The sequence below is a fragment of the Streptomyces dysideae genome, from assembly GCF_001514305.1.
In the GTDB taxonomy this organism is placed as follows: Bacteria; Actinomycetota; Actinomycetes; order Streptomycetales; family Streptomycetaceae; genus Streptomyces; species Streptomyces dysideae.
The window spans coordinates 119161-144298 of record NZ_KQ949081.1 but is presented as its reverse complement, the minus strand read 5'-3'; the positions used below and the strand labels follow the sequence as shown (position 1 = coordinate 144298).

At 70.1% G+C, this 25138-nt stretch carries 27 protein-coding genes and 1 tRNA gene; 15 read left to right on the top strand and 13 right to left on the bottom strand.

All coding sequences use genetic code 11. From position 1 onward, the window contains the following. Positions 1-6: 6 nt before the first annotated feature. Positions 7-1395, bottom strand: coding sequence for a M1 family metallopeptidase (locus tag AQJ91_RS14075; protein WP_067020627.1), 1389 nt, complete (start codon positions 1393-1395; stop codon positions 7-9). A 40-nt stretch (positions 1396-1435) separates the two neighbouring features. Here AQJ91_RS14075 and AQJ91_RS14070 point away from each other — a divergent pair, with 40 nt between their 5' ends. Further along, positions 1436-1936, top strand: coding sequence for a hypothetical protein (locus AQJ91_RS14070; RefSeq protein WP_067020624.1), 501 nt, complete (start codon positions 1436-1438; stop codon positions 1934-1936). A 196-nt stretch (positions 1937-2132) separates the two neighbouring features. On the opposite strand, the gene AQJ91_RS14065 is transcribed toward AQJ91_RS14070, so the two are convergent. Continuing rightward, complete coding sequence (locus AQJ91_RS14065; RefSeq protein WP_079084895.1) at positions 2133-2858, bottom strand: pentapeptide repeat-containing protein; 726 nt, start codon at positions 2856-2858, stop codon at positions 2133-2135. Between the two features lie 129 nt (positions 2859-2987). Here AQJ91_RS14065 and AQJ91_RS14060 point away from each other — a divergent pair, with 129 nt between their 5' ends. From AQJ91_RS14060 to AQJ91_RS14050, 3 genes are all read left to right on the top strand, one after another. Beyond that, entirely contained in the window at positions 2988-4148 is a 1161-nt protein-coding gene (locus AQJ91_RS14060; protein ID WP_067020618.1) for an NAD(P)-binding protein, read from the top strand. 60 nt (positions 4149-4208) lie between these two features. Next, positions 4209-5189, top strand: a complete 981-nt coding sequence (locus AQJ91_RS14055) for a zinc-binding dehydrogenase (protein WP_067020616.1) — start codon at positions 4209-4211, stop codon at positions 5187-5189. A 216-nt stretch (positions 5190-5405) separates the two neighbouring features. Beyond that, positions 5406-6329 carry an aminoglycoside phosphotransferase family protein gene (locus AQJ91_RS14050; RefSeq protein ID WP_067021073.1) on the top strand — a complete coding sequence of 308 codons (924 nt, stop codon included), beginning with the start codon at positions 5406-5408 and terminating at the stop codon, positions 6327-6329. A gap of 702 nt (positions 6330-7031) precedes the next feature. Here the strand turns inward: AQJ91_RS14050 and AQJ91_RS14040 are convergent. Then, positions 7032-7105 (bottom strand) — tRNA-Thr (locus tag AQJ91_RS14040). A 359-nt stretch (positions 7106-7464) separates the two neighbouring features. Between AQJ91_RS14040 and AQJ91_RS14035 the strand changes: the two genes are divergently transcribed. The 5 genes from AQJ91_RS14035 (at position 7465) to AQJ91_RS14015 (ending at position 10970) form a co-directional block, all read left to right on the top strand. Further along, positions 7465-7752: a helix-turn-helix domain-containing protein gene (locus tag AQJ91_RS14035; RefSeq protein ID WP_067020611.1), complete on the top strand. Its 288-nt coding sequence runs from the start codon at positions 7465-7467 to the stop codon at positions 7750-7752. Between the two features lie 40 nt (positions 7753-7792). Next, positions 7793-8053: a WCX domain-containing protein gene (locus AQJ91_RS14030; RefSeq protein WP_079084894.1), complete on the top strand. Its 261-nt coding sequence runs from the start codon at positions 7793-7795 to the stop codon at positions 8051-8053. A gap of 203 nt (positions 8054-8256) precedes the next feature. Then, the gene (locus tag AQJ91_RS14025; RefSeq protein WP_067020604.1) at positions 8257-9393 is read left to right on the top strand and encodes an ABC transporter ATP-binding protein; all 1137 of its coding nucleotides are present in this window, start codon (positions 8257-8259) and stop codon (positions 9391-9393) included. 220 nt (positions 9394-9613) lie between these two features. Next, complete coding sequence (locus AQJ91_RS14020) at positions 9614-10072, top strand: hypothetical protein (protein ID WP_067020601.1); 459 nt, start codon at positions 9614-9616, stop codon at positions 10070-10072. Between the two features lie 166 nt (positions 10073-10238). Then, positions 10239-10970, top strand: coding sequence for a nucleotidyltransferase family protein (locus tag AQJ91_RS14015; protein WP_067020599.1), 732 nt, complete (start codon positions 10239-10241; stop codon positions 10968-10970). A 115-nt stretch (positions 10971-11085) separates the two neighbouring features. Here the strand turns inward: AQJ91_RS14015 and AQJ91_RS14010 are convergent, their stop codons facing one another. The 6 genes from AQJ91_RS14010 to AQJ91_RS13985 form a co-directional block, all read right to left on the bottom strand. Continuing rightward, the gene (locus tag AQJ91_RS14010) at positions 11086-12726 is read right to left on the bottom strand and encodes a DoxX family protein (RefSeq protein ID WP_079084893.1); all 1641 of its coding nucleotides are present in this window, start codon (positions 12724-12726) and stop codon (positions 11086-11088) included. A gap of 117 nt (positions 12727-12843) precedes the next feature. Further along, positions 12844-13785: a 23S rRNA (guanosine(2251)-2'-O)-methyltransferase RlmB gene (gene rlmB / locus AQJ91_RS14005; protein WP_067020595.1), complete on the bottom strand. Its 942-nt coding sequence runs from the start codon at positions 13783-13785 to the stop codon at positions 12844-12846. 110 nt (positions 13786-13895) lie between these two features. Further along, a complete protein-coding gene (cysS, locus tag AQJ91_RS14000) occupies positions 13896-15296 on the bottom strand; it encodes a cysteine--tRNA ligase (protein ID WP_067021070.1) in 1401 nt (466 codons plus the stop codon). A 162-nt stretch (positions 15297-15458) separates the two neighbouring features. After that, complete coding sequence (gene ispF / locus AQJ91_RS13995) at positions 15459-15974, bottom strand: 2-C-methyl-D-erythritol 2,4-cyclodiphosphate synthase (protein WP_067020591.1); 516 nt, start codon at positions 15972-15974, stop codon at positions 15459-15461. Further along, a complete protein-coding gene (ispD, locus tag AQJ91_RS13990; protein WP_067020589.1) occupies positions 15964-16764 on the bottom strand; it encodes a 2-C-methyl-D-erythritol 4-phosphate cytidylyltransferase in 801 nt (266 codons plus the stop codon). The genes ispF and ispD overlap by 11 nt, the downstream gene beginning before the upstream one ends. Before the next feature lie 269 nt (positions 16765-17033). Continuing rightward, complete coding sequence (locus AQJ91_RS13985) at positions 17034-17516, bottom strand: CarD family transcriptional regulator (protein WP_003953493.1); 483 nt, start codon at positions 17514-17516, stop codon at positions 17034-17036. Between the two features lie 658 nt (positions 17517-18174). On the opposite strand from AQJ91_RS13985, the gene AQJ91_RS13980 reads away from it, so the two are divergent. Further along, positions 18175-18864: a copper chaperone PCu(A)C domain-containing protein gene (locus AQJ91_RS13980; protein WP_067020586.1), complete on the top strand. Its 690-nt coding sequence runs from the start codon at positions 18175-18177 to the stop codon at positions 18862-18864. Between the two features lie 91 nt (positions 18865-18955). Here AQJ91_RS13980 and AQJ91_RS13975 read toward each other — a convergent pair whose 3' ends face one another. Together AQJ91_RS13975 and AQJ91_RS13970 are read right to left on the bottom strand one after the other, a co-directional pair. Further along, positions 18956-19636, bottom strand: coding sequence for a two-component system response regulator PhoP (locus tag AQJ91_RS13975; protein ID WP_015659563.1), 681 nt, complete (start codon positions 19634-19636; stop codon positions 18956-18958). After that, entirely contained in the window at positions 19633-20964 is a 1332-nt protein-coding gene (locus AQJ91_RS13970; RefSeq protein ID WP_067020582.1) for a two-component system sensor histidine kinase PhoR, read from the bottom strand. Before AQJ91_RS13970 ends, AQJ91_RS13975 begins: the two co-directional genes overlap by 4 nt. 247 nt (positions 20965-21211) lie before the next feature. Here AQJ91_RS13970 and phoU point away from each other — a divergent pair, with 247 nt between their 5' ends. From phoU to AQJ91_RS13955, 4 genes are all read left to right on the top strand, one after another. After that, complete coding sequence (phoU, locus tag AQJ91_RS13965) at positions 21212-21904, top strand: phosphate signaling complex protein PhoU (protein WP_067020579.1); 693 nt, start codon at positions 21212-21214, stop codon at positions 21902-21904. A 145-nt stretch (positions 21905-22049) separates the two neighbouring features. Continuing rightward, on the top strand, positions 22050-22205 hold the full coding sequence (locus tag AQJ91_RS54425) for a hypothetical protein (RefSeq protein WP_199847928.1): 156 nt from the start codon (positions 22050-22052) through the stop codon (positions 22203-22205). Positions 22206-22351: 146 nt separating this feature from the next. After that, positions 22352-22603, top strand: coding sequence for an SCO4226 family nickel-binding protein (locus AQJ91_RS13960; RefSeq protein WP_067020576.1), 252 nt, complete (start codon positions 22352-22354; stop codon positions 22601-22603). Positions 22604-22776: 173 nt separating this feature from the next. Then, positions 22777-22983 (top strand): hypothetical protein, encoded by a 207-nt coding sequence (locus AQJ91_RS13955; RefSeq protein ID WP_067020574.1) that lies wholly within the window; start codon positions 22777-22779, stop codon positions 22981-22983. Positions 22984-23009: 26 nt separating this feature from the next. On the opposite strand, the gene AQJ91_RS13950 is transcribed toward AQJ91_RS13955, so the two are convergent. Both AQJ91_RS13950 and AQJ91_RS13945 read right to left on the bottom strand, forming a co-directional pair. Then, on the bottom strand, positions 23010-23336 hold the full coding sequence (locus AQJ91_RS13950; protein WP_067020571.1) for a GYD domain-containing protein: 327 nt from the start codon (positions 23334-23336) through the stop codon (positions 23010-23012). Positions 23337-23557: 221 nt separating this feature from the next. Next, positions 23558-24319: a phosphoglyceromutase gene (locus AQJ91_RS13945; RefSeq protein ID WP_067020567.1), complete on the bottom strand. Its 762-nt coding sequence runs from the start codon at positions 24317-24319 to the stop codon at positions 23558-23560. A gap of 162 nt (positions 24320-24481) precedes the next feature. Here AQJ91_RS13945 and AQJ91_RS13940 point away from each other — a divergent pair. Next, positions 24482-25138, top strand: a 657-nt coding sequence (locus AQJ91_RS13940; RefSeq protein ID WP_159054558.1) for an MFS transporter, incomplete at its 3' end; no start/stop codon positions are given.

Sequence of the window (25138 nt, the reverse complement as noted above, 5' to 3'; positions counted from 1 at the left end):
GGGGCGTCAGGGCCTCTCCGGCTTCCCGTCCCCGTACAACCACGCCTCCCACACCGCCCCGAAGTCCTCGTCCGGCGCCATCTCCTCCACGTACGCCGTGAAGTCGTCGGTGTCCGCGTTGCCGTGGCGGTGGGTGGCTGCCCAGCCCTGGACGATGTCGTAGAAGGTGTCGTCGCCGACGGTCTGGCGGATCTTGTGGAGGACCATCGCGCCGCGCAGATAGACGGGGTTGTCGGAGATGTGCGCTGCGCTCGTCGGGTCGGCCGGCGGGAAGGACCAGAGGTCCTCGTGGTCGTCCTCGCCGTGGTCGTAGAGCGCGTCGAAGGTCTCCTGGGCGGTGTCGCCGCCGTGGTCCTCCTGCCACAGCCACTCCGCGTACGTCGCGAAGCCCTCGTTGAGCCACATGTCCCGCCAGGTCCTGGGCGTGACGGAGTTGCCGTACCACTGGTGGACGAGTTCGTGGACGAGGAGCTCGGTGTCGGGGATGCCGGGGAAGACGGGGCGGTTCTGGGTCTCCAGGGCGTAGCCGGCGGCGTCGGCGGGGGCGATGACGGCGCCCGTGGAGGCGAAGGGGTACGGGCCGAAGTTGTACTCCGCCCATTCGATGACCTCGGGGATCCTGGCAAGGACCGTGCGGCTCGCCTCGGCCTGTTCCGGGGTGACGGCGGTGTACACGGGCAGGCCGTCGGCGGTGGTGGAGCGGTGGATGTCGTACGTCCCGATGGCGAGTGCGGTGACGTAGCTCGCCATGGGCTCGGGGGTGTGCCAGTGGTAGGTCGTGCGGCCGTCTCGGGTGGACTGGTCGGTCAACTCGCCGTTGGAGACGGCCTGGACGCCCTCCGGCACGGTGACGTCGATGTCGTACGACGCCTTGTCGGACGGGTGGTGGTTGCCTGGGAACCATGCCATGGACCCCGTCGGCTCCCCGAGCGCGAGCGCGCCGTCCCCGGTGGGCAGCCAGCCCTCTTCGGAGCCGTCCGGGTCGGTGATCGTCTCCGGGGTGCCGGAGTAGCGGACGGTGGTGCGGAAGGTGTCCCCGTCGTCGAGGTCGTCGTGCGGGCGGACGGTCAGCTCCTGGCCGGTGCGGTTCCAGCGGGCGCGTTCGCCGTCGACGGTGACGCTGCCGACGTCCAGCCCTTCCAGGTCGAGGTCGAAGGCGGAGAGGTCCTTGGTGGCGCGGGCCGTGATCGTCGTGGTCGCGGTGAGGTGGCGGTCGTCGGGGGTGTAGGTGAGGTTCAGGTCGTAGTGGGTGACGTCGTAGCCGCCGTTGCCGGCCTTGGGGAAGTACGGGTCGCGCAGGCCGGGGCCGCCGGGGGTGCCGTGGACGCCGGTGGTGCAGGCGGTGAGGGTGAGGGCAAGCAGGACGGTCGGGACAACGGGCGCGGAACGGGACACGCCGGTGATCCTACGAGGCCGGGCGTGACACCATCCCTACGTGCTCGACATCGGCTACGCCCTCTCCAACCGCTTCCCGGACCCCCCGCAGACGGATTACCGCCGGGCTGACGTCCGCGCCCTTCGCCATGATCTGTTCTGCGGGGACGTCTACCTCGCCGACAGCAAGGCGGACCGGGAGTTGTCCACAGCCTGGGGATGGGTGCCGGTGCTCGACTTCGCGTGGGCGCTGTGCGACATCGTGGAGCAGTTGGACCGCGACCCGGCCGGTTCCCGCGCCGCCCGCCCCCAGCGCGCGGAACTGGACTTCACCGAGTCCACCGACCGGATGCTCTTCGAACGCCGCTTCGGCTGGGTCGACATCGAGGCCGACTGGATGCCGGCGGAGGAGGCTCCGCTGAGCTTCTCGCATGCGGAGCTTCGACGGGAGGCGCGGGACTTTCTGCACGATCTGATCGCCGACCTGGTCGATCTGCATGAGTCGCTGGGCGAGAACCCGGCGATCTGGACGCTGCAGGCACGGTTTCCCCGGGTCTCCTAGGAGGCAACAAAGGAGCCCCTCCCGTGTCGTACGGGAGGGGCTCCTTGCCAGAGCGCCGGGCAGGCCTTGCACCTACATCTCCCCGCAGGAAGCGGGGCGTCTTTCCTTGGACCACCAACGCAGCACCGGTTGCCGGGAGTTCCGGCGTCGGCGACAAGATCAATCGTAGCGGATCCGGCGGGGCGCTTGCGCCGCCCTACTCCTCCGCCTCCACCCGCACCCCCAACTCCGCCGCCAACACCGGTGCCAGATCCAGCAGTTGCCCCGGACTGATCACCGCCCCCCTCAGCCGCTCCACCCCCCGCGCGATCTCCAGCTCCGCCGCTCCCCGCAGGTCCACGTCCGTGAGGGTCACGCCGGTGAGGTCCGCGCCCTTCAGGGTGCAGTCCGTGAACGCGACCCGCTCCAGCCGCGCACCCCCGAAGTCCGGCTCGGCCAGGACGCAGCCCTCGAAGACGACGTCCCTGAGCCTGGCCTTGCGGAGGTTCAGGTAGTCGATCTTGCCGCCGCGGATCAGGACCCGTTCCAGTACGGCGCCGTGCAGTTGGACCCCGCCGAGGCGGGCGTCGACGATCTCGACGTCACGCAGCGTCGACTCGGCGAGGTCGGTGCCCACACCCCGCAGCCCCGTCAGGACCGAGTCGAGGAAACGGGCGTGATGCAGACGTGTCTCGTCCACCGCGCACCCCGTCAGCGCGCAGTCCATGAAGCGGGCGCCTCCGCCGTCCTGCCCGGCGAAGTCCTCGTCCTGGAACCGCAGCCCGTCATAGTCACCGTCCGGCTCCAGTCCCCCGCCCCTGTACGCCTCCAGCGGCGGCAGCCGCACCTCCGGACGCCGCGCGCCCTTCGCCCCCGCCCTCACCCCGGCCTTGCCTGCCGCCCCGCCTGTCGCCCGTGCTCCGCCCACCGCTCTCCTCGCCATGCCCCCATGCTGCCCCCCGCCACTGACAATCGACCTGACCTGCGAAGTCGCGCCCGATGTCACATTCCGGGCCGCTCAGGCCGTCGTACTGGCAGAAAGGCGACCCCAATCCGAGGGAGACCCCCAGCCATGCACCACATCACCGTCATCGGCGGCGGCTTCGCCGGGCTCACCGCCGCCGTCACCGCCGCCGAGGCGGGCGCCAAGGTCACCGTCCACGAAGCCCATCACACCCTCGGCGGGCGGGCGCGGACCGCCGAGGGACCGTACAGGACGAACGAGGGACCGCACGCCCTCTACAGCGGCGGCCCGCACTGGTCCTGGCTCAAGCAGCGTGACCTCATCGGCCCGCTCGCCCCGATCCCGCCCCTGGAGGCGGCCCGGCTGCGGCTCCGGCACCATGGCGTCCTGCGGCGCACCCCGCCCTTCGCCATGCTGAAGCTGCTGCGCCGCGGGCTTCCACAGGCGCCGGCGGACGCCGACTTCCTCACCTGGGCCACCGGCATCGCCGGCGAGGAAGGCGCCCGCGCCGCCGCCCACTACTCCGCCGTAGCGCTCTTCCACCACGACCCGGGTGCCCTGTCCGCCGCGTTCGTGCAGGAACGCCTGCGCCGTGCCACCAAGCTCCCGCCCGAGGCGCACTACCCGCGCGGCGGCTGGGCGAGCGTCATCGACCGCATGGCCGCCCGTGCCTGGAATCTGGGCGTCCGGATGGAGACCCTGTCCCGGGTCGACCGTCTCCCCGCCGACACCCCCGTCATAGTCGCCACCTCCCTCGACGCCGCCCGGCGACTCCTCGGGGACGACTCCCTGACCTGGACCAGCGGGCGTACGACACTCATCGACCTCGCCGTGCGCACGCGGCGCGGCGACGCCTTCGCGGTGTCCGACCTCGACTCGCCGGGCTGGATCGAGCGGTTCACCGCGCAGGACCGCAGCCTCGCCCCGGCCGGCGAGCAGCTCATCCAGGGGCAGATCCCGATCGCCCCGCACGAGTCGAAGGCCGACGGCGTCGCGCGCGCCGAGCGGCTTCTCGACCTCGCGTTCGACGGCTGGCGCTCGCGCGTCACCTGGCGGCGCGAGGCCGTCGCGAGCGGGCGTACCGGGGCCGTGGACCTGCCGGGTACGAGCTGGCGTGACCGGCCCGCCGTCGATCGCGGCGACGGCGTCTATCTCGCGGGCGACCAGGTCGCGGCGCCCGGCGTCCTGTCCGAGGTGTCCTTCAACAGCGCCCTCACAGCGGTGTCGTTGGCCCTGGGCAGGCGGACCCTTGACCTCAAGCATGCTTGAGGTTGAAAAGTGGGTGCCCAGCCACCGAGTTCACCGCCGATCACCAATAGGGGACCCCGCATGCACGCCATCCGGCTCCACACCTTCGGCCCCGCCGACCACCTCACCCTCGAGGAGGTCGACGCCCCGGTCCCCGGCCCCGGCCAGGTCCGCATCGCCGTGGAAGCGGCCGGCGTCCACCTCCTCGACACCGCCCTGCGCGAGGGCATCCAGGGCCCGCTGCCCGCACCGGTGACCCTGCCGACCACCCCGGGCCGCGAGGTCGCCGGCGTCGTCGAGTCCCTCGGCGAGGGCGTCGCCGCGCTCTGGCTCGGCAAGCGCGTCGTCGCCCACCTCGGCTTCGCCCCGGGCGGGTACGCCGAGCTCGCCGTCACCGATGTCGACCGCGTCCATGAGATCCCCGCCAACCTCGATGCCGCCCAGGCCGTCGCCATGATCGGCACGGGGCGTACGACGATGGGGATCCTGCAGTTCGCCGAGCTGGGGCCCGACTCGGTGGTCGTCGTCCCGGCGGCCGCCGGCGGCATCGGCACCCTCCTCGTGCAGTACGCCAGGAACGCCGGCGCCGACGTCATCGGGCTGGCGGGCGGTCCCGAGAAGGTGGCCCGGGTGCGGGAGAACGGCGCCGACCTCGCCGTCGACTACAAGGACCCCGACTGGGCGGAGAAGGTCCGCGCCCACCTCGGCGGGCGTACCGCCACCGTCGTCTTCGACGGGGTGGGCGGCGACGTGGCCCGCGAGGCCGTGGCCATGCTCGGCCCCGGCGGCAGTCACATCGTCTTCGGCTGGTCGGCCGAGGGCATCAAGGGCGGCCAGCCCTACCTCGTCGACGGCGTCTCCGAGCAGGTGCTCGGGCCGGTGATGATGCAGAAGACCGGCGGCCCCGACCCCGTACACACCCTTGAGCTCCGCGCCCTCGCCGAAGCCGCAGAAGGACGCCTCGTCCCGGCCGTGCAGCGCTTCCCACTCGCCGAGGCCGCGGCCGCGCACCGCGCCCTGGAGACACGCGGGACCACGGGGAAGGTGGTGCTGGAGCCATGAGCCAGCCGGACCCGTACCGCGGTGAATCCGCCGGGTGAATCCGCCGTCGGCGCCGACCCCCGCCGCTGGTGGGGCCTGGTGTTCATCGCCACCATTGGCAGCGCCTCCTACCTCACCGCCCACCTCTTGCACATCATGTGCAAAGGCTTCGTCAGTGACGTCCCGGGAGCGCTGCGCGCATACGCGGCCATCGCCGCCGGACAGGCCCTGATTGGCATGAGCCGATTCGCCCACGCCGGTATCGTCCGGATCGTGATCGACATCCCGGACGAACTGGCCGCATCACAGACGGAGTACAACGGCGAGGCGGGACGCGCCTTCATCGCCGGACTCCCGGAACTGACCGCCGAGTTCCTGGACCGCTGGGACCTGACAGCCGACGGACACCCCATGCACGGCGTCTGCGCCCTGGTCCTGCCCGTCGTCCGCGCGGACGACACACCGGCCGTACTGAAACTCCAACTCCTGGACGAGGAGAGCGAGGGCGAACCGGTCGCCCTGCGCATCTGGGACGGCGACGGAGCGGTCCGCCTCCTCGACCACGACGAGCAGACCGGCACCATGCTCCTCGAACGCCTCGACCCGTCCCGCATGCTCTCCCACCTCCCCGACACCCGCGAGGCCGTCCAGGTCATCGCCCACCTGCTCGCCCACCTCACCACCACCCCCGCCCCACCATGCATGCGCCGCCTCGGCGACATCGCACAGGCCATGCTCGACCAGACACCCCTGGCCCTGGAACACATCCCGGACCCGGAGACCCGCCGCCTCGTCGCCGACTGCGCCGCCGCCGTACGCGAAGTCGCCGCCGAACCCGGCGACCGCCTCCTCCACTGGGACCTCCACGACGAGAACGTCCTCGCCTCCGACCGCGCCCCCTGGCTCGCCATCGACCCCAAACCCCTCGCCGGCGACCCCGGCTTCGAGCTCTGGCCCGCCCTCGCCAACCGCTTCGACGCCGGCGAGATCACCTGGCGCTTCGACGCCATGACGGACGTCCTCGCCCTGGACCGCGCACGCGCGCGTGCCTGGACCCTCGGCCGGCTCCTCCAGAACGCCCTGTGGGACATCGAGGACGGCCGCCCGCTGGAACCCCGCCAACTGGAAATCGCCCACCGCCTGCGCACCCACAGGAGCTAACCCCCACCCAACGCCTCGCCGAGGTCACCGCCGGCGCCGTCTTCCACGACGGCCTCCACACCCTCGGCCCCTTACGCACCACCCTGAGATGGTCCCGCCGGGTGCGAACCAACCCGCCTTCCTTCGGACCGCCGGGCTCGGGTCATGGGCGTGGGATGCCTCCAAGGCGGCGATGGCGCGGGCATCGGTGTGGACGAACTTCCCGACGAGTTCGGCGGCCGTCTCCGGACATGCGGGTCAGGGTCGGAGGACAGATGCCGCAGCGCGGGCTGAAGGACCCGGTCCGGGCCCGGTGCACAGGTGTCGCCCTTACACCGGTCGCAGGCCAGGGCGTGAAAGGCGGAGATCCTGCCCCGGGCGTCGGGATCGTCGGCCATGGCGACGAGCACGTCCATGGAATCGGTGTCGACCAGGTGGTCGAGGAGGCGGCATCAGCCCTCACGGACCGCCGGATCCCCGCCTGACGCAGGCCGACGCGGATGGCGCTCAGCGCACCCTCGCCACGCCGCAACAATGCGCGGTAGGCCGCAACCGCGCACTGTGGGTCACCCAAGCAGGAGACGAGGGCCTTGTTGCCGGTCCTGACGAATCCAAGCATGACCTCGGTGTCGAGCCACGTCAGGAGGCCCGGCAGAAGGGATTTCCCATCCGCAGCGGGCAACGAAAAACCCCAGGTCAGAGGCGTCTGACCTGGGGTAGCGGAGCCCCCTGTCGGATTCGAACCGACGACCTTCGCTTTACAAGAGCGGCGCTCTGGCCATCTGAGCTAAGGAGGCATCGCGCACGACAACGCCGTACGCGAAGGCGGCTCCACTGTACACAGAGCCCGTTTCCCCAAGCCACGAAGTTCCCCACTCCACACGATCGCAAAACCGTGCGTAACCATCCGTGCACCCGTTCGTTGATCGGTCTGACGTGCTGTTCCGAAGATCGGTTCGTCGGGGAGGGGTCCATGGGGGAATCGGTGGAGAAGCCGAAAGCGCAGGGTGCGCCGCGCGGCGAAGAACCGCGCCGCCCGAGCGGTCGCCGCTGCGACCGGAGAGGGCCCTGAGCCCTGATCGGCACGTTCTGCCCGAACAGGACCGCGTACGCCGTGCTCGCACCCGTCCCGAACTGAGAGAGGAGGTCCAGTGCGATGAAGAAGTTCAAGCCGCAGCCCGGGTTCGTGGTCCAGGCGTACCGGTTCGCTCTGGACCCGAACGCCGCTCAGGAACGTGCGCTGCGTTCGCACTGCGGTGCCGCGCGTGCCGCGTACAACTGGGCCGTGGCCCGGGTCGAGGCGTCGTGGTGGCAGCGCCGCGCGGAGGAGTCCTACGGGATTCCCGAGGCGGAGCTGACGCAGTGGCGGCCGTGGTCGCTGCCCGCGCTGCGGAAGGCGTTCAACGAGGGCAAGCACAGCGACCCGCGGTGCGCGCACTGGTAGGAGGAGAACTCCAAGGAGGCGTACAGCACCGGTCTCGCGAATGCGGCTGCCGCGTTCGACAACTACGCCAAGTCCAAGCAGGGAGTTCGGTGCGGCGGGGGTGCGGGCGCTGGAGAGTGCGGGGCCGCCGGACGGCGAGGGGTGGGTCGAAGTGGAGATGTCGGTCGAGGCGGAGGCCGTCGCTGTGAGCGATCTGCTGAGGCTCGGTACGGAGGCGGAGGCGCTGGGTCCGGCCGGGCTGAGGCGGGCCGTCGCGGGGGCGGTGGCGGTGCTGGCGGAGCGTTACGCCGTGGGGTTCTGACCTGGCCGTAACATCGCCCGTCGAAAATTTCCGCGAAGTTCACAGGGGTCCGGGTACTGACAGACCAGGTGAACGCCAGGTACCGTCCTGACCCAGTTCACCCTCGTGGACTACACCATCGCGGATACGTCCGTGATGGCCCACCACCTTCCTACAACGGATCGTCCGGCACGTTCCTGCCGGTAGAAGGGGGCCCTTTCACCATGGCCACTGTTTCGTTCGACAAGGCGACCCGGATCTACCCGGGTTCCGACAAGCCCGCCGTCGACGGCCTGGACATCGAGATCGAGGACGGCGAGTTCCTCGTCCTCGTCGGTCCGTCCGGCTGCGGCAAGTCCACCTCGCTCCGCATGCTCGCGGGGCTCGAGGACGTGAACGCCGGCGCCATCCGCATCGGTGACCGCGACGTCACGCACCTGCCGCCGAAGGACCGGGACATCGCCATGGTGTTCCAGAACTACGCGCTCTACCCGCACATGACGGTCGCCGACAACATGGGCTTCGCGCTCAAGATCGCCGGCGTGCCGAAGGCGGAGATCCGCCAGAAGGTCGAGGACGCGGCGAAGATCCTCGACCTCACCGACTACCTGGCCCGCAAGCCGAAGGCGCTCTCCGGTGGTCAGCGTCAGCGTGTCGCCATGGGGCGCGCCATCGTGCGTGAGCCGCAGGTGTTCCTCATGGACGAGCCGCTGTCCAACCTGGACGCCAAGCTCCGTGTGTCCACGCGTACGCAGATCGCGTCGCTGCAGCGCCGTCTCGGCATCACCACCGTCTACGTCACCCACGACCAGGTCGAGGCCATGACGATGGGCGACCGGGTGGCCGTGCTGAAGGACGGTCTGCTCCAGCAGGTCGACTCGCCGCGCAACATGTACGACCGCCCGGCCAACCTCTTCGTCGCCGGCTTCATCGGCTCCCCGGCCATGAACCTGGTCGAGGTCCCGATCACCGACGGCGGTGTGAAGTTCGGCAACAGCGTGGTGCCCGTCAACCGCGAGGCGCTCAAGGCCGCCTCCGACAAGGGTGACCGTACGGTCACGGTCGGCGTGCGTCCCGAGCACTTCGACATCGTCGAGCAGAACGGCGACGCCGCCTCGTCCCTGTCGAAGGAGTCCGAGGACGCCCCGGCCGGTCTCGCCGTGTCCGTCAACGTCGTCGAGGAGCTCGGCGCCGACGGTTACGTGTACGGCAGCGCCAAGGTCGACGGCGAGCTCAAGGACCTGGTCGTCCGTGTCAGCGGCCGCGCGGTCCCGGAGAAGGGCGCCACGCTGCACGTCGTCCCGCGTCCGGGCGAGACCCACGTGTTCTCGACCTCCACGGGCGAGCGGCTCTCCGACTGACGCTCCGGAACAGGCAGTACAACCCGGGTAATTCACCCGGGTTGATGAGAAGGGCCCCGCAGGCTGCTGCGGGGCCCTTCTCGTTGTCGACAAATACCCCGGCAGACCGGTCATTTCGAGCAGTGTGCGTCAACCCACTACCCAAAAAGAGGCACTACTTCATCCCCCGAACCGGTGACTAAATGTCGCCAAATCATTACCCCGCGCTACCCTCACTCGCGTGAAGCACTCCACTACCCAACAGACGCGACGCGGCCGGGGCCCCGCCCGCCGAATCGGCCGTACCCTCGCTTTCGTCCTGCCCGTCGTCCTGGTTCTCTCCGGGACCCTCGCGGTCACCCGAGTCAACTGGTCGGGGAACCCCTCGAACTCGGTGCTCACCGCGGCGGACGCCGCAACGGCGTCCGGTGCCTCCTCGCGCGCCGTACGCCGGGCGCCACAGGACGTGCTGCGCGACACGCTCCTGACCGAGTTGCAGGAGCGGGACCCGGGCGTCGCCCTCACCCACCTCCAGCAGGCCGTCCACGACCGCCCGTCGCTCACCAGTCACTGCGTGTCCATCGCCCGCGCCCTGGGCCGCGCCGCGGTCCGTGTGTACGGTCCGACGCGCGCCCAGGCGTACTCCAGGCCCGTCTGCGACACGTCCTTCGCCTCGGGGGTCGCCGCGGCACACCGCTGAGCAATGACCGACGGCACAAGGCCGTGAGCGGGGCGCCGCGTACAGTTCGGGCATGACCGATCCGAGCGCCGCGTCCCGTCCTTCGCCTCGGGGGTCGCCGCGGCACACCGCTGAGCAATGACCGACGGCACAAGGCCGTGAGCGGGGCGCCGCGTACAGTTCGGGCATGACCGATCCGAGCGCCGCGTCCCGCCCCGTTCAAGCCGTCATCCTGGCCGGTGGCCAGGGCTCCAGGTTGCGCCCGTACACCGACGACCGGCCCAAGCCGATGGTCGAGATCCCCGGCACGGGGACACCGATCATCGGCCATCAGCTTGCCTGGCTCGCCGAGGAAGGCGTCACGGACGTGGTGGTCAGCTGCGGCCATCTCGCGGACGTCCTGACGAAGTGGCTGGAGACGGCCGACCTGCCGGTCCGTGTGCAGACGGTCGTCGAATCGGAACCGCTCGGCCGAGGCGGCGGCCTCAAGTACGCCGCCACGCATCTCCCCCACCCCGACCGCCCCTGGTACGCCACGAACGGTGACATCTGGACCCGTTTCTCGCTGCGCGACATGGCGGACTTCCACACCGAGCGGGACGCGGTCGCGACCCTCGCGCTGGCGCGGCCGCGGATTCCGTGGGGTGCGGTGAAGACCGACGGGTTCGGGCACATCACGGACTTCATCGAGGCGCCGCCCACGACGTACGAGATCAATGCGGGCGTCTACGTCTTCTCCCCTGCGTTTGCGGGGCTGTTGCCGGCGCGGGGGGACCATGAGCGCACCACGTTCCCTCACCTGGCCCGTGAGCGGCGTCTGGCGGGGTTTCCGATTCCGCAGGGGGCGTATTGGCGGGCCATCGACACCGCCAAGGATCTGACTGAGGCGGCTAAGGAGTTGGCGGCGCTGGGGCGCTGAAGGCCGCGCACGTCAAAAGATGGGCCCCGCACGGTAGGTACCGTGCGGGGCCCATCTCATCGTCGGAGTCAGCCGGTGGACGACGGGTTGCCCAAGAGGCCGCCCACCGGCTCAGTTACCCCAACAGGCCGCCTACCAGGCCCGGTTCGGAGGAGCCTTCGCCTGAGCCGCCTGTGGAGCCGGTGCCGCCGGAGGGGCCGCCGGACGTCGGGCCGGAGCTGGTGCTGGGGGCCTGGTCGGCCGGGGTGGACTGCTGCGGCGGGGCCTGGCCGGCCGTGCCCTGCGTCTGGCTGGGCGTGCCGACGCCCGCGGTGGCGGTGTCGCGGGTCGCGCCCGGCGTGCTCGCGGCGCCCGCGCTGGGCGTCGTGGACGCTCCCGACGTGGCGCCCTGCGTGGGCGAGGTGACGGCCGACGGCGTCCGCTTCTGCCGCTGGCGGGGCTCCTCGGGGAGCGGCGAGCCCGGCAGTTCGTTGCGCGGGGCCTCGCCGGGGCCGGGGACGACGATCCGGTCGGCGTCGCGGACGGCGCCGCCGAGGAGCGAGCCGACGAGCAGCGTGAGCCCGGCGACGACGGCGCTGACGAGGGCGCCGCGGCGCAGGACGTAGCGGCGCAGGTCCCAGATGTCGGCGCGGGGGCCGAGCCGCCGCCAGGCCATGCCGGCGAGGCGGCCGTCGATGGAGTAGACGGGGGCGCCGGCGATGATCAGCGGGGACCAGGCGGCGAGGTAGATGATGTCGGGGGCGTCGTAGGCGGGGACGCTCTTCCAGCTGACGGTGACGAGCAGTGCGGCCGAGAGCAGCGCGCCGAGGATCGCGGCGACCCGCTGCCAGCAGCCCAGGACCGTGAGGACGCCCACGATGACCTGGAAGAAGGCGATGACGAGTCCGGCGCCGACGGGGTGTTCGAGGGCGAACTGCCGCAGTGGCTCGGCGACTTCCCAGGGGTGCAGGGTGTTGAGCCACTTGACCATGGAGCCGCGCTTGCCGCCGTCGAAGTAGACGGGGTCGCAGAGCTTGCCCATGCCGGCGTAGATGGAGATGAAGCCGAGGAAGATGCGCAGGGGGAGGAGGACGACGCCGAGGTTCATCCGGCGGCCGGGGTAGTAGGCGTGCCGGGCCGGGTCGTCGCCGTGGCTCCTGCCGGGCGCCCCGTACACGTCCGTCTGCTGGGAGTCCTCGAACTCCTCGTCGCCGTAGGCGAGTTCCTCGTCGTAGGCGCTGCCGACGGTGGGCATGTCGGGCAGCAGCCGGGCCTGGTCGTGGGTGCGCTGGGCGCCGACGACGGGCGTCTGCATGGTCTGGGCCAGCGCGTCGTCGTAGCCGCCGTAACCGGCGTCGATGCGCGGAATGACCTGGGTGGCTCCGGCGTTGGCAGTCGGCTCCTCGCCGTGCAGGACGCTGCCGCCCCGCACGGCCTGGAGGAGCCGGTGGGCGCCGGTGTCGTCGGGCGCGGACTTGCCGCTCCAGACGACGGGCCGGCGGCGCGCGCCGGAAGCCGTGCCGGTCATGCCTGCTCTGTTCGCCGCACCCACGAGGGGGATGCGCGCGGTGTCCTCGGTGGCGGTCAGGTGCGGTGCGATCCGCCGGGACGGGGTGCGCCTCGTCGACGCGCCCAACTGCACGCGGAAACTCGCATGATTGACGATGACCTGCGCCGGATCGCTCGGCACCTTCACCATGCTCAGCGCGGGAGCGTCGTCGAATCCCGACGAGCGGTCCCCCGTGGGTGTGCGGGGTGTTCTGGTGTCCACACTCATCTAACCGAGTGACGTGTGTTTAGGACACTGCTATGACTGGGCGGATCTGTCCGGACCGCGTCAAGCTCGCCCTGTACGCCAGGATTGGCCCGTACGGGTGAAGAAGTGGACGCGTGTTCAGCGGCGTCGGCGCGCCGCCTCGTACAGCACGATGCCCGCGGCCACACCGGCGTTCAGCGACTCGGCGCCACCCGGCATCGGGATCCGCACCCGGTGGTCGCAGGTCTCCCCGACGAGCCGGGACAGCCCCTTGCCCTCACTCCCGACGACGATGACGACGGGCCCGCCGAGCGCCGGCAGCTCCCCGAGCTCGACCTCCCCGTCGGCGGCGAGCCCGACGACGACGATCCCGGCCTTCTTGTACGCCTCCAGGGCGCGCGTCAGGTTGGTGGCGCGGGCGACGGGCGTACGGGCGGCGGCGCCGGCGGACGTCTTCCACGCACCGGCGGTCATGCCGGCCGCGCGCCGCTCGGGTACGACGACGCCGTGGCCGCCGAACGCGGAGACGGACCGCACGACGGCACCGAGGTTGCGCGGGTCGGTGACGCCGTCGAGGGCGACGATGAGGGGGTCCACGCCGTCGTCGTAGGCGGCGTTGGCGAGATCCTCGGGATGGGCGTACTCGTACGGCGGGACCTGCAGCACAAGCCCCTGGTGGTTGAGCCCGTTGGTCATCCGGTCGAGCTCGGGGCGGGGCGCCTCCATGAGGTTGATCCCACCGCGCTCGGCGGCGAGCTGCAGCGCCTCGCGCACCCGCTCGTCGTTGTCGATGAACTGCTGGACGTAGAGCGTGGAGGCGGGCACGCCCTCGCGCAGCGCCTCGACGACGGGGTTGCGCCCGACGACGAACTCGGAGGTCCCCTTGCCGCCGCGGCCCCGGGGTGCCGGCCGGCGCATGGTCTGCTTCGCCTTGGCGCCGGCGATGCGGTTCTTCTTGTGTCCCTTGCGCATCTCGGCGGGCGGGGTCGGGCCCTTGCCCTCCAGGCCCTTGCGCCGCTGGCCGCCACTGCCGACCTGCGCGCCCTTCTTGCCGGACATGCGGCGGTTGTTAGCGGCCATGACCTACCTGTCTGTGTGGAGCGGTGGAGTGCGTACGTCTTTGTTATGTCTATGCAGTGTGCCGCCCGGAGGCCCGGGCGGCACAATCGATCACGCGGATCGTGGGTGTTTCAGCGCGGCCCGAGGCTCCAGCGCGGCCCCTGCGGGCTGTCCTCGATGACGAGGCCCGACTGCTTGAGCTGGTCGCGGATGGCGTCGGCGGTCGCCCAGTCCTTGCGGGAGCGGGCGGCCTCACGCTGGTCGAGGACGAGGTGCACGAGGCTGTCGACGACGCCGTGCAGGTCCTCGCCCTTGCCCGCCTCGCCGGCCCAGTGCGGGTCGAGCGGGTCGAGCCCGAGGACGCCGAGCATGGCCCGCACCTCTGCGAGCCGCGCGACGGCGGCTTCCTTGTCGTCGGCGGCGAGGGCGGAGTTGCCCTGCCGGACGGTGGTGTGGATGACGGCGAGCGCCTGCGGGACGCCCAGGTCGTCGTCCATGGCCTCGGCGAAGGAGAGCGGCACCTCGGGGGCGGGCTCGACGACACAGCCGGCCATCTCGACGACGCGCTGGGCGAAGCCCTCGATGCGCGTGAACGCCGACTCGGCCTCGCGCAGGGCCTCCTCGCTGTACTCGATCATCGAGCGGTAGTGCGGCGTACCGAGGTAGTACCGCAGCACGATGGGCCGCCAGTGCTTGACCATCTCGGAGACGAGGACGCTGTTGCCCAGCGACTTCGACATCTTCTCGCCGCTCATGGTGACCCAGGCGTTGTGCACCCAGTATCGGGCGAACTCGTCGCCGTAGGCCTTGGCCTGGGCGATCTCGTTCTCGTGGTGCGGGAAGATGAGATCGAGCCCGCCGCCGTGGATGTCAAAGGCGGAGCCCAGGTACTTGTGAGCCATGGCGGAGCACTCGAGATGCCACCCGGGCCGTCCACGCCCCCACGGCGTCTCCCAGCTGGGCTCGCCCGGCTTCACGGCCTTCCACATGGCGAAGTCACGCGGGTCCCGCTTGCCGGTCTCGCCCGCTCCGGAGGGCTGCTGGAGGTTCTCCAGCTCCTGGTTGGACAGCCGCAGGTACTCCGGGAACGACTTCACGTCGAAGTACACGTTCCCGTCGGACTCGTAGGCGTGCCCGCGCTCGATGAGCCCGCGCATCATCTCGACCATCTCGGTCACATGCCCGGTGGCACGCGGCTCGTAGGTGGGCGGCAGGCAGCCGAGCGCGCGGTAGCCGTCGGTGAAGGCCCGCTCGTTCTCGTACCCGATGGACCACCACGGGCGGCCCTGCTCGGCGGACTTGGCGATGATCTTGTCGTCGATGTCGGTGACGTTCCGGACGAACGTCACGTCGTATCCGCGGTACGCGAACCATCGGCGCATGATGTCGAAGTTGAGGCCGGAGCGGATGTGCCCGATGTGCGGTGCGGCCTGCACGGTGGCACCACACAGGTAGATCGAGACACAGCCCTGCGTGAGCGGGACGAAGTCACGGATCTGCCGGGCGCTGGTGTCGTACAGGCGAATAGTCACGGGTCCAGGGTAGTAGGCGGAGGAGGGTGCCTCGCGACCTTCGGCCGATCGGGTCGGGGCAGCGGCCATCAGCGGGTCTCCTCAGACCCGCGCACCGGCACCCCGGGCGAGGCCCACCGCTCTCCCGACCGTAAACGGGTGGTGGGTGGGCAAAAGGGAGGCTCAGACCACCCGCACCACCAGCGCCGTCGCCACCGCCATCAGGCCTTCGTCCCGCCCCGGGAACCCCAGCCCATCCGTCGTCGCCCCCGACACCGACACCGGCGCTCCGGCCGCCTCCGACAGAACCTTCTGCGCCTCGTCACGCCGCTTGCCGATCTTCGGTCGCGGCCCGACGACCTGCACCGCGATGTTGCCGATCCGGAAGCCCGCCTCGCGGACGATACGGGCCGCCTCCGTCAGCAACACGACCCCCGACGCCCCCGACCACTCAGGACGCCCCGTACCGAAGTGCTGGCCCAGATCCCCCAGCCCCGCCGCCGAGAACAACGCGTTGCACGCGGCGTGCGCGACCACGTCCGCGTCGGAGTGGCCGGCCAGCCCCGGCCCCTCACCCTCCCATTTGAGTCCCGCGCACCACAGTTCACGGCCTTCCTCGAAGGCGTGGACGTCGGTACCGATACCGACCTGCGGCAGCGGCGGAAGCGCGTCGAAAGCCTCAGAAACCTCAGAAGCCATCGTTCAGCCTCCTCCGCGCCAGGACCGCCTCCGCAAGGACCAGGTCCAAGGGCCGCGTCACCTTGAACGCCTCCTCATGCCCCGGCACGACCACGACCGTCAGCCCGAGCTGCTCCACCATGCTGGCGTCGTCCGTGACATCGTCCGTCACCGTCTCGTGCGCCCGGATCAGCGTCGCCCGGTCAAAGCCCTGCGGCGTCTGCACCGCCCGCAGTCGCGCCCGCTCCGGCGTAGCCACCACCGGCTCCGGAGCCCCCGGCTCCGCTGCCGCCGCGACCTCCTTCACCGTGTCCGCGAGCGGCAGCGCCGGCACCACGGCCGGCGCTCCCTCCCGTACCGCCTCGATCACCGCGTCCACGGTGTCCACCGGCACCAGCGGCCGCGCGGCGTCATGCACCAGCACGATGTCGAAGTCGGGCGGCAGCGCGTCCAGGCCGAGCTTCACGGACTCCTGCCGGGACTCACCGCCGGGGACGACCAGGAAGTCGGTCCGTTCGGGCAGCGCGTGCGCGTCGAGCAGGGACTTGACCTCGGCGGCCCCGTCGGGCGGCGCCACGACGACGACCAGGGACACGGCACGGGACGCGGCCATCGCGCGTACCGCGTGGATGAGCATGGGAGTGCCGTTCAGCGCACGAAGCGCTTTGGGGGCGCCCGGACCGAGCCGCACGCCCCGGCCGGCGGCCGGGATGACGACGGCCGTACGGGCTGCCGTACGGGCTGCCGTACGGGCTGCCGTACGGCTTTCAGTGCGGGCCTCCGCGGGCGAAGGGCGCGAATCGTCAGACATCGGTTCCTGTCAGGTTTGTGTGCTCGGCCTACGTGGGTATGGCCTCAGCGTGCCGGGTGCGACGGCTTGACCGGACCCTTCCGTGACATGGTCGAGCCAGCAACCCGGACCCGGCACACCAAGTATTCCGGGGGCTCCCCGGAAGATGAACACGCGTACGGCGTCGAAACGCGAACATGCCGCAGCGCCCGGCGACAGAAAATACGTCATCGGGCACCGCGGCATTTCAGTGTGCTGAGCTTGAGCGGGCTGGCTGCCTGCCGTCTGCGTCAGGACGCGAGAACCTCGTCGAGCAGGGCCTCGGCCTTGTCCTCGTTGGTGTTCTCCGCGAGAGCGAGTTCGCTCACCAGGATCTGGCGTGCCTTGGCGAGCATGCGCTTCTCACCGGCGGAGAGTCCGCGCTCGCGCTCACGACGCCACAGGTCACGCACGACTTCCGCGACCTTGATGACATCGCCGGAGGCGAGCTTCTCCAGATTTGCCTTGTAACGACGCGACCAGTTCGTGGGCTCCTCGGCGTACGGCGCGCGCAGCACCTCGAAGACCCGGTCCAGCCCGTCCTGACCGACCACATCACGCACGCCGACGAACTCCGCATTGTCCGCTGGCACACGCACCGTCAGGTCACCCTGGGCGACCTTCAGCACCAAGTAGGTCTTGTCCACGCCTTTGATCTGGCGAGTTTCGATGGCCTCGATCAGCGCGGCCCCGTGATGGGGATAGACCACGGTGTCGCCAACCTTGAACGTCATGTGACAGGTACCCCTTCCGTGGCTATCCAGGGTAACACGGATACGGCGTCTTCTGAATGGCGTTTTCGCAGGTCAGGGCATATCTCGGGGCTTGACAACAGCAACAGGAACGTGCTTCGCGGGCCGACCGGAAGAAGGTATTCGCAGGTCGGAGCCGCTCTCCGGGGCAGGTGAAACCCGCACGTTACACACATCCGGAGGCCCGTCCAGATGGCTGAACGTCCCCATATGTCTGGTTCCATGCGTGCGACTTCCGCTACTCCGTTCGATGTCCGGAAGTCGAGTGCCGGACGATTCCGGAATTGATCACGAGCGTCCGTCGGATCGACTGCCGGATCGACTGCCGGATCGGCTGTTGATCAATTCCGGGGACGGACGCGCATTCCTTCACGGAAAATCTGCGTGCGGATGCCAGACACACTCCGGGGACTCTTATGTGAATGCCGGACGAGTGCACGGCCAAAGTGACGCGCGGATCACCTGTTCCCCCGGAGTGCCCCGGAGTACCTCCGGAGCCACACCCCGCTGAACGAAGACGGCCTCTTGGGGAGGGTCGGGTGCGGCCGCGCGGGAACGGCTCGGTAACCTGAGGCCGCTGACAGACACTTAGGGCGGCTTTATGCGCCCGCCCCGTTCGAGTCAAGGAGTTGCCGCCGCCGTGAGCAGCAGCCTTCGACGCGGTGGCCTCGCCGCCGCCGCCATCGTGTTCTCGATCGCCTCGCTCGCCGCGTGCGGCGCCGGCAACAACAGCCAGACTCTGGAGATCAAGCCGGACAACGCCGCGACCTCGGTCGGCGACATCAAGATCCAGAACGCGGTCGTCATCACCCAGCCCGACCTGGAGTCCACCGGCCCGGCGGTGATCTCCGCGACCCTGTTCAACTCGGGCAGCACCGCCCAGACGCTGGAGTCCATCACCGTGGACGGCGTCGGCAAGGCCGCCGAGCTCACCCCCGCCAAGGGCCAGAGCATGTCCATCCCGGCCGGCGGCTCGCTCGTCCTCGGCGGCAAGGACAACGCCTCCGCGGTGCTGGCCGGCAGCCGTGAGGCCCTCCAGGACGGCAACGCGCAGAAGGTCACCTTCACCTTCAGCAAGACCGGCGACGTGAGCCTGCGCGCCTTCGTCGTCCCGGCCGAGGGCTACTTCGAGGGCTGGGGCCCGACCGAGGTCCCGACGGCGCCGCGTGCCACGCCGACCCAGGAGCCGGGCACCACCACCGAGCCCACCGACCCGGCCGCGACCACGTCGCCGACGCCGACCGACGGGACCGGGACCGAGGCCGGTACGGAGGCGGGTACGGAGGCCGACGCCGGTGCCGCGACCGCCTCGCCCGCCGCCGGCCACTGAGCAGCCGTACGGCGACCTGACAGTCGTGGAAGACGAAGGGCGGGACCCCCGGAAACGGAGGTCCCGCCCTTCGGCGTAGGAGCGATGGTGTTTACGGCTCGAACTTGTAGCCGAGACCGCGCACCGTCACCAGATACCGCGGTGCGCCCGGGTCCGGCTCGATCTTGGCGCGCAGGCGCTTCACGTGGACGTCCAGGGTCTTGGTGTCGCCGACGTAGTCGGCGCCCCAGACGCGGTCGATGAGCTGCATACGGGTCAGGACGCGGCCGGCGTTGCGCAGCAGCATCTCCAGGAGGTCGAACTCCTTGAGAGGGAGGTCGACCTTGGAGCCGGAGACCGTCACCACGTGGCGGTCGACGTCCATGCGGACCGGGCCGGCCTCGAGGGCGGCCGGGGTGACCTCCTCGGGCTCCCCGCGGCGGCGGAGCACGGCGCGGATGCGGGCGACCAGTTCGCGAGAGGAGAAGGGCTTGGTGACGTAGTCATCGGCTCCTATCTCCAGCCCGACGACCTTGTCGATCTCGCTGTCCTTGGCGGTCACCATGATGACGGGGACGTTGGAACGGCCGCGCAGCTGACGGCACACCTCGGTGCCCGGCAGGCCGGGCAGCATCAGGTCGAGGAGGACGAGGTCGGCGCCGTTGCGCTCGAACTCGTCGAGTCCGTCGGGCCCGGTGGTCGCGACCGCGACCTCGAAGCCCTCCTTGCGGAGCATGTACGACAGGGCGTCGGAGAAGGACTCCTCGTCCTCGACGACGAGCACTCGGGTCACGGAAGGACCTCCGGGGCGGAAAGCGTTTCGTACGCGGATGAGTCGGGGCGTGTGTCGTGGTGGGACGGTTGGTCGGACTGTCCGGCCTGGTCGTCGAGGGCGGCGTGCTGCTGTGCGCGGTCGCGGGCCGCACCCGCCTCCGGCAGTCTCAGGGTGAACGTGGAGCCCTGTCCCTCGGAGCTCCACACCGTGACCTCCCCGCCGTGCGAGGCGGCCACGTGCTTGACGATCGCCAGGCCGAGGCCCGTACCACCGGTGGCACGGGAGCGGGCCGGGTCGACGCGGTAGAAGCGCTCGAAGATGCGCTCCTTGTCCTTGTCGGAGATGCCGATGCCCTGGTCGGTGACGGCGATCTCGATCAGGTCACCGCCGGGGGCGGTCACCCGGCGGGCGGCGATGCCGACGCGGGTGCGGGCGGGCGAGTAGTTGACGGCGTTCTCGACGAGGTTGCCGAGAGCGGCGGCCAGCTGGCCGCGGTTACCCCAGAGTCGCAGATCGGCGGTGCCGCCCGCCCGTCTCGCACCACCCCCCTGATCGAGCCCTTCGGGCGCCCATACATTCGAAGCCATGGTGATCTGCTTGCTGGCGGCGGGCTGGCGGCAGCGGTCGACGGCTTCGGCGACGAGTTCGTCGACTCGGACCGGTTCGGCGTCCTCCAGCGGGTTGTCGTTCTGGACCCGGGAGAGGTCGATGAGCTCCTGGACCAGGTTGGTCAGGCGGGTCGCCTCGATCTGCATGCGTCCGGCGAAGCGCTCCACGGCCTCGGGGTCGTCGGAGGCGTCCATGACGGCTTCGGAGAGGAGGGAGAGCGCGCCGACCGGGGTCTTCAGCTCGTGGCTCACGTTCGCGACGAAGTCGCGCCGTACCGCCTCGATGCGCCGGGCTTCGGTGAGATCCTCGACGAGGAGCAGCACCAGCCGGGAGCCGAGGGGCGCGACACGTGCGGAGACGGCGAGAGCCTCCCCACGCCCGGTTCCGCGCCTGGGGAGGTCCAGCTCGACCTGCCGTATCTCGCCGTCCCGTCTCGTGTCCCGCGCCATCTGGAGCATGGGATCCACGGAGAGCTTGCCGCCCCGGACCAGGCCGAGGGCGTACGCCGCCGAGCTGGCCTTGACCACCGCGTCCGCCTCGTCGAGGACGACGGCCGAGGACCGGAGCACCGACAGGACCGTGTCCACGCCGGGCGGCAGGACCGGGTCGGTGTGCAGGGAGGTGCGGGTGGGCCGCTTCAGGTCGCGTTCGCTCCAGCGGAACGCCAGCATGGCGATGACGCCGGTGAGTGCACCGGCAATCGCAGCCACTGCGGCGACCGCCGCGTTCACGTCCATGCATCCAGGTTAGGCACGGGATCGCTCCTGGCCACAGCCATCGATGTGCGACCTCGAACACTCGTCGCCCAGAGTTCACCTTGGAGCCAGTAGTGGTTCATTTGGGGTGACGGAAACGGACGCGTACGGGCCGGAACGTGGGAGCGTGGGGTTCACACCGCCGGTTTTGCGACCGTCTTCCGCCGGTTGTACGACGGTCTTCCGGCCCCTGGAACTCCCAAGGCTGCAGTAAAGAGAGGGACCCCTGATGCGGGACGCGTACCACGAGGAACTTGATTCGATCGGCGACGGTCTGGTGGAGATGGCCCGGCTGGTCGGGTCGGCGATCGGGCGCGCCACGACGGCCATACTCGACTCCGACCTGAAGCTCGCCGAGAGCGTGATCGAGGCCGACCAGAAGGTCGACGATCTCCAGCACGACCTGGAGGCCCGGGCGATAGCCCTGCTGGCCCGCCAGCAGCCGGTGGCGACCGACCTGCGGATCGTCGTCACCTCGCTCCGAATGTCCGCCGACCTCGAACGCTCGGGCGACCTGGCCCAACACGTGGCCAAGCTCACGCGGCTGCGTTACCCCGAGCGGGCGATCCCGCACGACCTGCACGCGACCATCCTGGAGATGGGCCAGCTCGCGCAGCGCCTGATGGCGAAGGCGGCCGAGGTGATCGTGACGAAGGACGTCGACCTGGCTCTCCAGCTGGAGCAGGACGACGACGAGATGGACCTGCTGCACCGCACCCTCTTCCAGCACCTGATGGACGACCGCTGGAAGCACGGCATCGAGACGGCCGTCGACGTGACGCTGCTCGGCCGCTACTACGAGCGGTTCGCCGACCACGCGGTGTCGGTGGCGAAGCGTGTGGTGTACCTGGTGACGGGTGAGCACGCGGACGAGATCCAGGCCGACCTCCAGCCGGAGATCCAGCCGGCGGAGGGCGTCTGACCCAGTCCCTTCATGGGGTCTGACTCAGTCCCTCCATGGGGGTACGGGCCCTGTCCGGGGTGTGCGCAAGCCTCTGTGCGCCGTTGATGCGCCCAGCTGGGCGGGCATCCAATGGGCACAGGCATCCAGCCTCGAGGAGGGACCCATGGCCGAATCCCCCATGACCACGCCCGACCCCACACAGGACCACGACACCGACCAGCCCGCCGAGATCAGGAGCCTCCCGCTCTCCGGCGCGTGCGGCTGCGGCTCGGGCTGCGGCTGCGGGTGCCAGTCCGGCAGTCCCTGTCAGTGCGGGTGAGGACGTACGACGCCGTAGACCGCGTACGACGGTGAGGGGCCCCGGCGGGATGCCGGGGCCCCTCGTCGTGCGCTAGCCCGGGCGCCCGCAGAGGCGCAGCATGGAAGCAGAAGCAGAGGTAGGAGTAGCAGGGGAGGTGCGAGGCCATGGCTCAGTACATGGACGTACACCACGGGATGAAGGGCATCACCCGCGAGCAGCTGGAGGAGGCCCACAAGGCGGGCCTCGCGGTCGAAGGGGACGAGGGCGTGCACTTCGAGCGGGCGTGGGCGGACCCGGACTCCGGCGTCGTCTACTGCCTCTCCGAGGCCCCCTCGGCCGACGCGGTCAAGCGCATCCACGAACGCACCGGCCATCCGGCCGACGAGATCCATCCGGTTCCGCTGTCGATCTGGTGACCTGGTGACGTGACCCGGCCCACCCTCTCCGAGGGGGACCAGCGGTTCTCTCGGGGTGCAGTCACCTGCACCCTCGATCCGGTGGGGCACTCCATGGTTCCGGCGAGCCGGCGACGGCATCGTTGAGCCATCGGATCCCAGAGGTTCACAGTCCCCCTCCGGAAGGAAACCTCATGAAGTCGCAGCTTTCCTCACAGACGAGCCCCTCTCCGGACGAACTGACCGAGACCCCCGGCGAGAGCAGCCTCGACCCGCTGCTCACCGCCTGGGACCTGACCCACCCGGCTCTCGCCGACCCCGAGTGGCGACACCTGCTGGACGAGATCGCCCACCCGCGCACCACACGGGCGTTCCAGCGCCTGGCCCAGGCTGGGGCGTGAGCAACGACGGGCCGATGGCAAGACTTCTACGCGCCAGGAGCCCGGTACTGGACTTGCTCGGCTGTGCGCAGGGCCTCCATCGTTTCATCGACGGTCAGGAGAACAGTCGTCTCAAACAAGCTGAGCGCGCCGCCTCCGCTGATCGCCAGCGCAACCGAGGCCATGGACACGTTGTCCGGAGCTTCCCACAGGTTGTAACCGTCGTGCGTGCCGAAGGCGTACCAGAAGCCATGGAGGTTCCCGCCGACGGACTCGATGTACGACTGAGCGGCCTGCGCACGGTCCTCCGGATGGCCGATCAGCCTGGCCCAAGTCTCCGGCGTGTAGCTGAACCTCGATAGATAGAGCGGCATCGTGTCTCCCTTTCGTTCCGTCAAGGGATGCCCCCGCGGGGCGGGAAACGCGTCGGCGGCGGCCCGCATATCCCCGAACGGCCGGGACGATGACCGGCACTACGGCAGGCGGCGGGTGGGCGACCCCACCCGGGCGGTGTGACGGCCCAGAGACGGCCCCAGCACAGCGACAAGCCCCCTACCTACGGGAAACCGCAGGCAGGGGGCTTGATCAGTACGGATTACTTCTTCTTGCCCTGGTTCTTGACCGCCTCGATCGCCGCCGCGGCCGCCTCGGGATCGAGGTACGTGCCGCCGGGGTTGACCGGCTTGAAGTCCGCGTCCAGTTCGTACGACAGCGGAATGCCCGTCGGGATGTTCAGCCCCGCGATGTCGGCGTCGGAGATGCCGTCCAGGTGCTTGACCAGGGCGCGGAGGCTGTTGCCGTGGGCCGCGACCAGGACCGTGCGGCCGGCCAGGAGGTCGGGGACGATGCCGTCGTACCAGTACGGGAGCATGCGGATGACGACGTCCTTGAGGCACTCCGTGCGGGGGCGGAGCTCCGGGGGGATCGTCGCGTAGCGCGGGTCGCCGGACTGGGAGAACTCCGTGCCGTCCTCGAGCGGGGGCGGCGGCGTGTCGTAGGAGCGGCGCCACAGCATGAACTGCTCCTCGCCGAACTCGGCGAGGGTCTGGGCCTTGTCCTTGCCCTGGAGGGCGCCGTAGTGGCGCTCGTTCAGGCGCCAGCTGCGATGGACCGGGATCCAGTGGCGGTCCGCGGACTCCAGCGCGAGCTGGGCCGTGCGGATCGCGCGCTTCTGGAGGGACGTGTGGACCACGTCGGGCAGCAGGCCGGCGTCCTTGAGCAGCTCACCGCCGCGGACTGCCTCCTTCTCGCCCTTCTCGTTGAGGTTGACGTCCACCCAGCCGGTGAACAGGTTCTTCGCGTTCCATTCGCTCTCGCCGTGGCGGAGGAGGATCAGCTTGTACGGTGCGTCGGCCATGCGTATGAGCGTAATCCAAGCCGTTGATCCCTTGTGCGTCCGCTCGGCAGCCGGACAGTTGACTGGATCTGTTAATTGGGTGGCCTGCGGCGACGCCCGAATCGTAAGTCACACGTACCGCATGAGCCACTTACATCCAGACGCATCCGTGGGGGATCCCGTATGTCCGTCGCCGCCCTGAGACGTGCCGTCCGAGAGTCCGTCTCCGGGCTTCCCCGCGAGTTCTGGTGGCTGTGGACCAGCACGCTGGTCAACCGGCTGGGTGCCTTCGTCGCCACCTTCGTGGCGCTGTATCTGACCCTCGACCGCGGCTACTCCGCCTCCCACGCTGGCCTCGTCGCCGCGCTGCACGGGCTCGGTGGTGTCATCTCGTCCCTCGGCGCCGGTGTCATGACCGACCGGTTCGGGCGGCGGCCCACGCTCCTGGTCGCGCAGGCCTCGACCGCGCCGTCCGTGGCGCTGCTCGGGTTCATGCGCGACCCCGTCGCCATCGCCGCCGTCGCCTTCCCGGTCGGCATGGCGTCCAACGCCTCGAGGCCCGCCGTGCAGGCAATGATGACCGACATCGTCCGGCCCGAGGACCGCGCACGGGCCTTCTCCCTCAACTACTGGGCCATCAACCTCGGTTTCGCCGTCTCCGCCATGACCGCCGGCTTCATCACCGAGTACACCTATCTCGCCGGGTTCCTGATCGAAGCCGGGATGACGATGGCGTGCGCGGTCGTCGTGTTCCTGAAGCTGCCCGAGTCGCGGCCGGAACAGGCCCTGACGGAGAAGGCCATCGAGCAGGTCGGCCTCGACACCGTGCTGCGCGACGAG

Bases quoted from the DNA above. Each gene is read 5' to 3' on its own strand.
- AQJ91_RS14065 (WP_079084895.1), bottom strand. From the start codon at position 2,858: ATGGCGAGGAGAGCGGTGGGCGGAGCACGGGCGACAGGCGGGGCGGCA.
- AQJ91_RS14060 (WP_067020618.1), top strand. From the start codon at position 2,988: ATGCACCACATCACCGTCATCGGCGGCGGCTTCGCCGGGCTCACCGCC.
- AQJ91_RS14055 (WP_067020616.1), top strand. From the start codon at position 4,209: ATGCACGCCATCCGGCTCCACACCTTCGGCCCCGCCGACCACCTCACC.
- AQJ91_RS14050 (WP_067021073.1), top strand. From the start codon at position 5,406: ATGAGCCGATTCGCCCACGCCGGTATCGTCCGGATCGTGATCGACATC.
- AQJ91_RS14035 (WP_067020611.1), top strand. From the start codon at position 7,465: ATGAAGAAGTTCAAGCCGCAGCCCGGGTTCGTGGTCCAGGCGTACCGG.
- AQJ91_RS14030 (WP_079084894.1), top strand. From the start codon at position 7,793: ATGCGGCTGCCGCGTTCGACAACTACGCCAAGTCCAAGCAGGGAGTTC.
- AQJ91_RS14025 (WP_067020604.1), top strand. From the start codon at position 8,257: ATGGCCACTGTTTCGTTCGACAAGGCGACCCGGATCTACCCGGGTTCC.
- AQJ91_RS14015 (WP_067020599.1), top strand. From the start codon at position 10,239: ATGACCGATCCGAGCGCCGCGTCCCGCCCCGTTCAAGCCGTCATCCTG.
- AQJ91_RS14010 (WP_079084893.1), bottom strand. From the start codon at position 12,726: ATGAGTGTGGACACCAGAACACCCCGCACACCCACGGGGGACCGCTCG.
- rlmB (WP_067020595.1), bottom strand. From the start codon at position 13,785: ATGGCCGCTAACAACCGCCGCATGTCCGGCAAGAAGGGCGCGCAGGTC.
- ispF (WP_067020591.1), bottom strand. From the start codon at position 15,974: ATGGCTTCTGAGGTTTCTGAGGCTTTCGACGCGCTTCCGCCGCTGCCG.
- ispD (WP_067020589.1), bottom strand. From the start codon at position 16,764: ATGTCTGACGATTCGCGCCCTTCGCCCGCGGAGGCCCGCACTGAAAGC.
- AQJ91_RS13985 (WP_003953493.1), bottom strand. From the start codon at position 17,516: ATGACGTTCAAGGTTGGCGACACCGTGGTCTATCCCCATCACGGGGCC.
- AQJ91_RS13970 (WP_067020582.1), bottom strand. From the start codon at position 20,964: ATGGACGTGAACGCGGCGGTCGCCGCAGTGGCTGCGATTGCCGGTGCA.
- phoU (WP_067020579.1), top strand. From the start codon at position 21,212: ATGCGGGACGCGTACCACGAGGAACTTGATTCGATCGGCGACGGTCTG.
- AQJ91_RS54425 (WP_199847928.1), top strand. From the start codon at position 22,050: ATGGCCGAATCCCCCATGACCACGCCCGACCCCACACAGGACCACGAC.
- AQJ91_RS13960 (WP_067020576.1), top strand. From the start codon at position 22,352: ATGGCTCAGTACATGGACGTACACCACGGGATGAAGGGCATCACCCGC.
- AQJ91_RS13955 (WP_067020574.1), top strand. From the start codon at position 22,777: ATGAAGTCGCAGCTTTCCTCACAGACGAGCCCCTCTCCGGACGAACTG.
- AQJ91_RS13950 (WP_067020571.1), bottom strand. From the start codon at position 23,336: ATGCCGCTCTATCTATCGAGGTTCAGCTACACGCCGGAGACTTGGGCC.
- AQJ91_RS13945 (WP_067020567.1), bottom strand. From the start codon at position 24,319: ATGGCCGACGCACCGTACAAGCTGATCCTCCTCCGCCACGGCGAGAGC.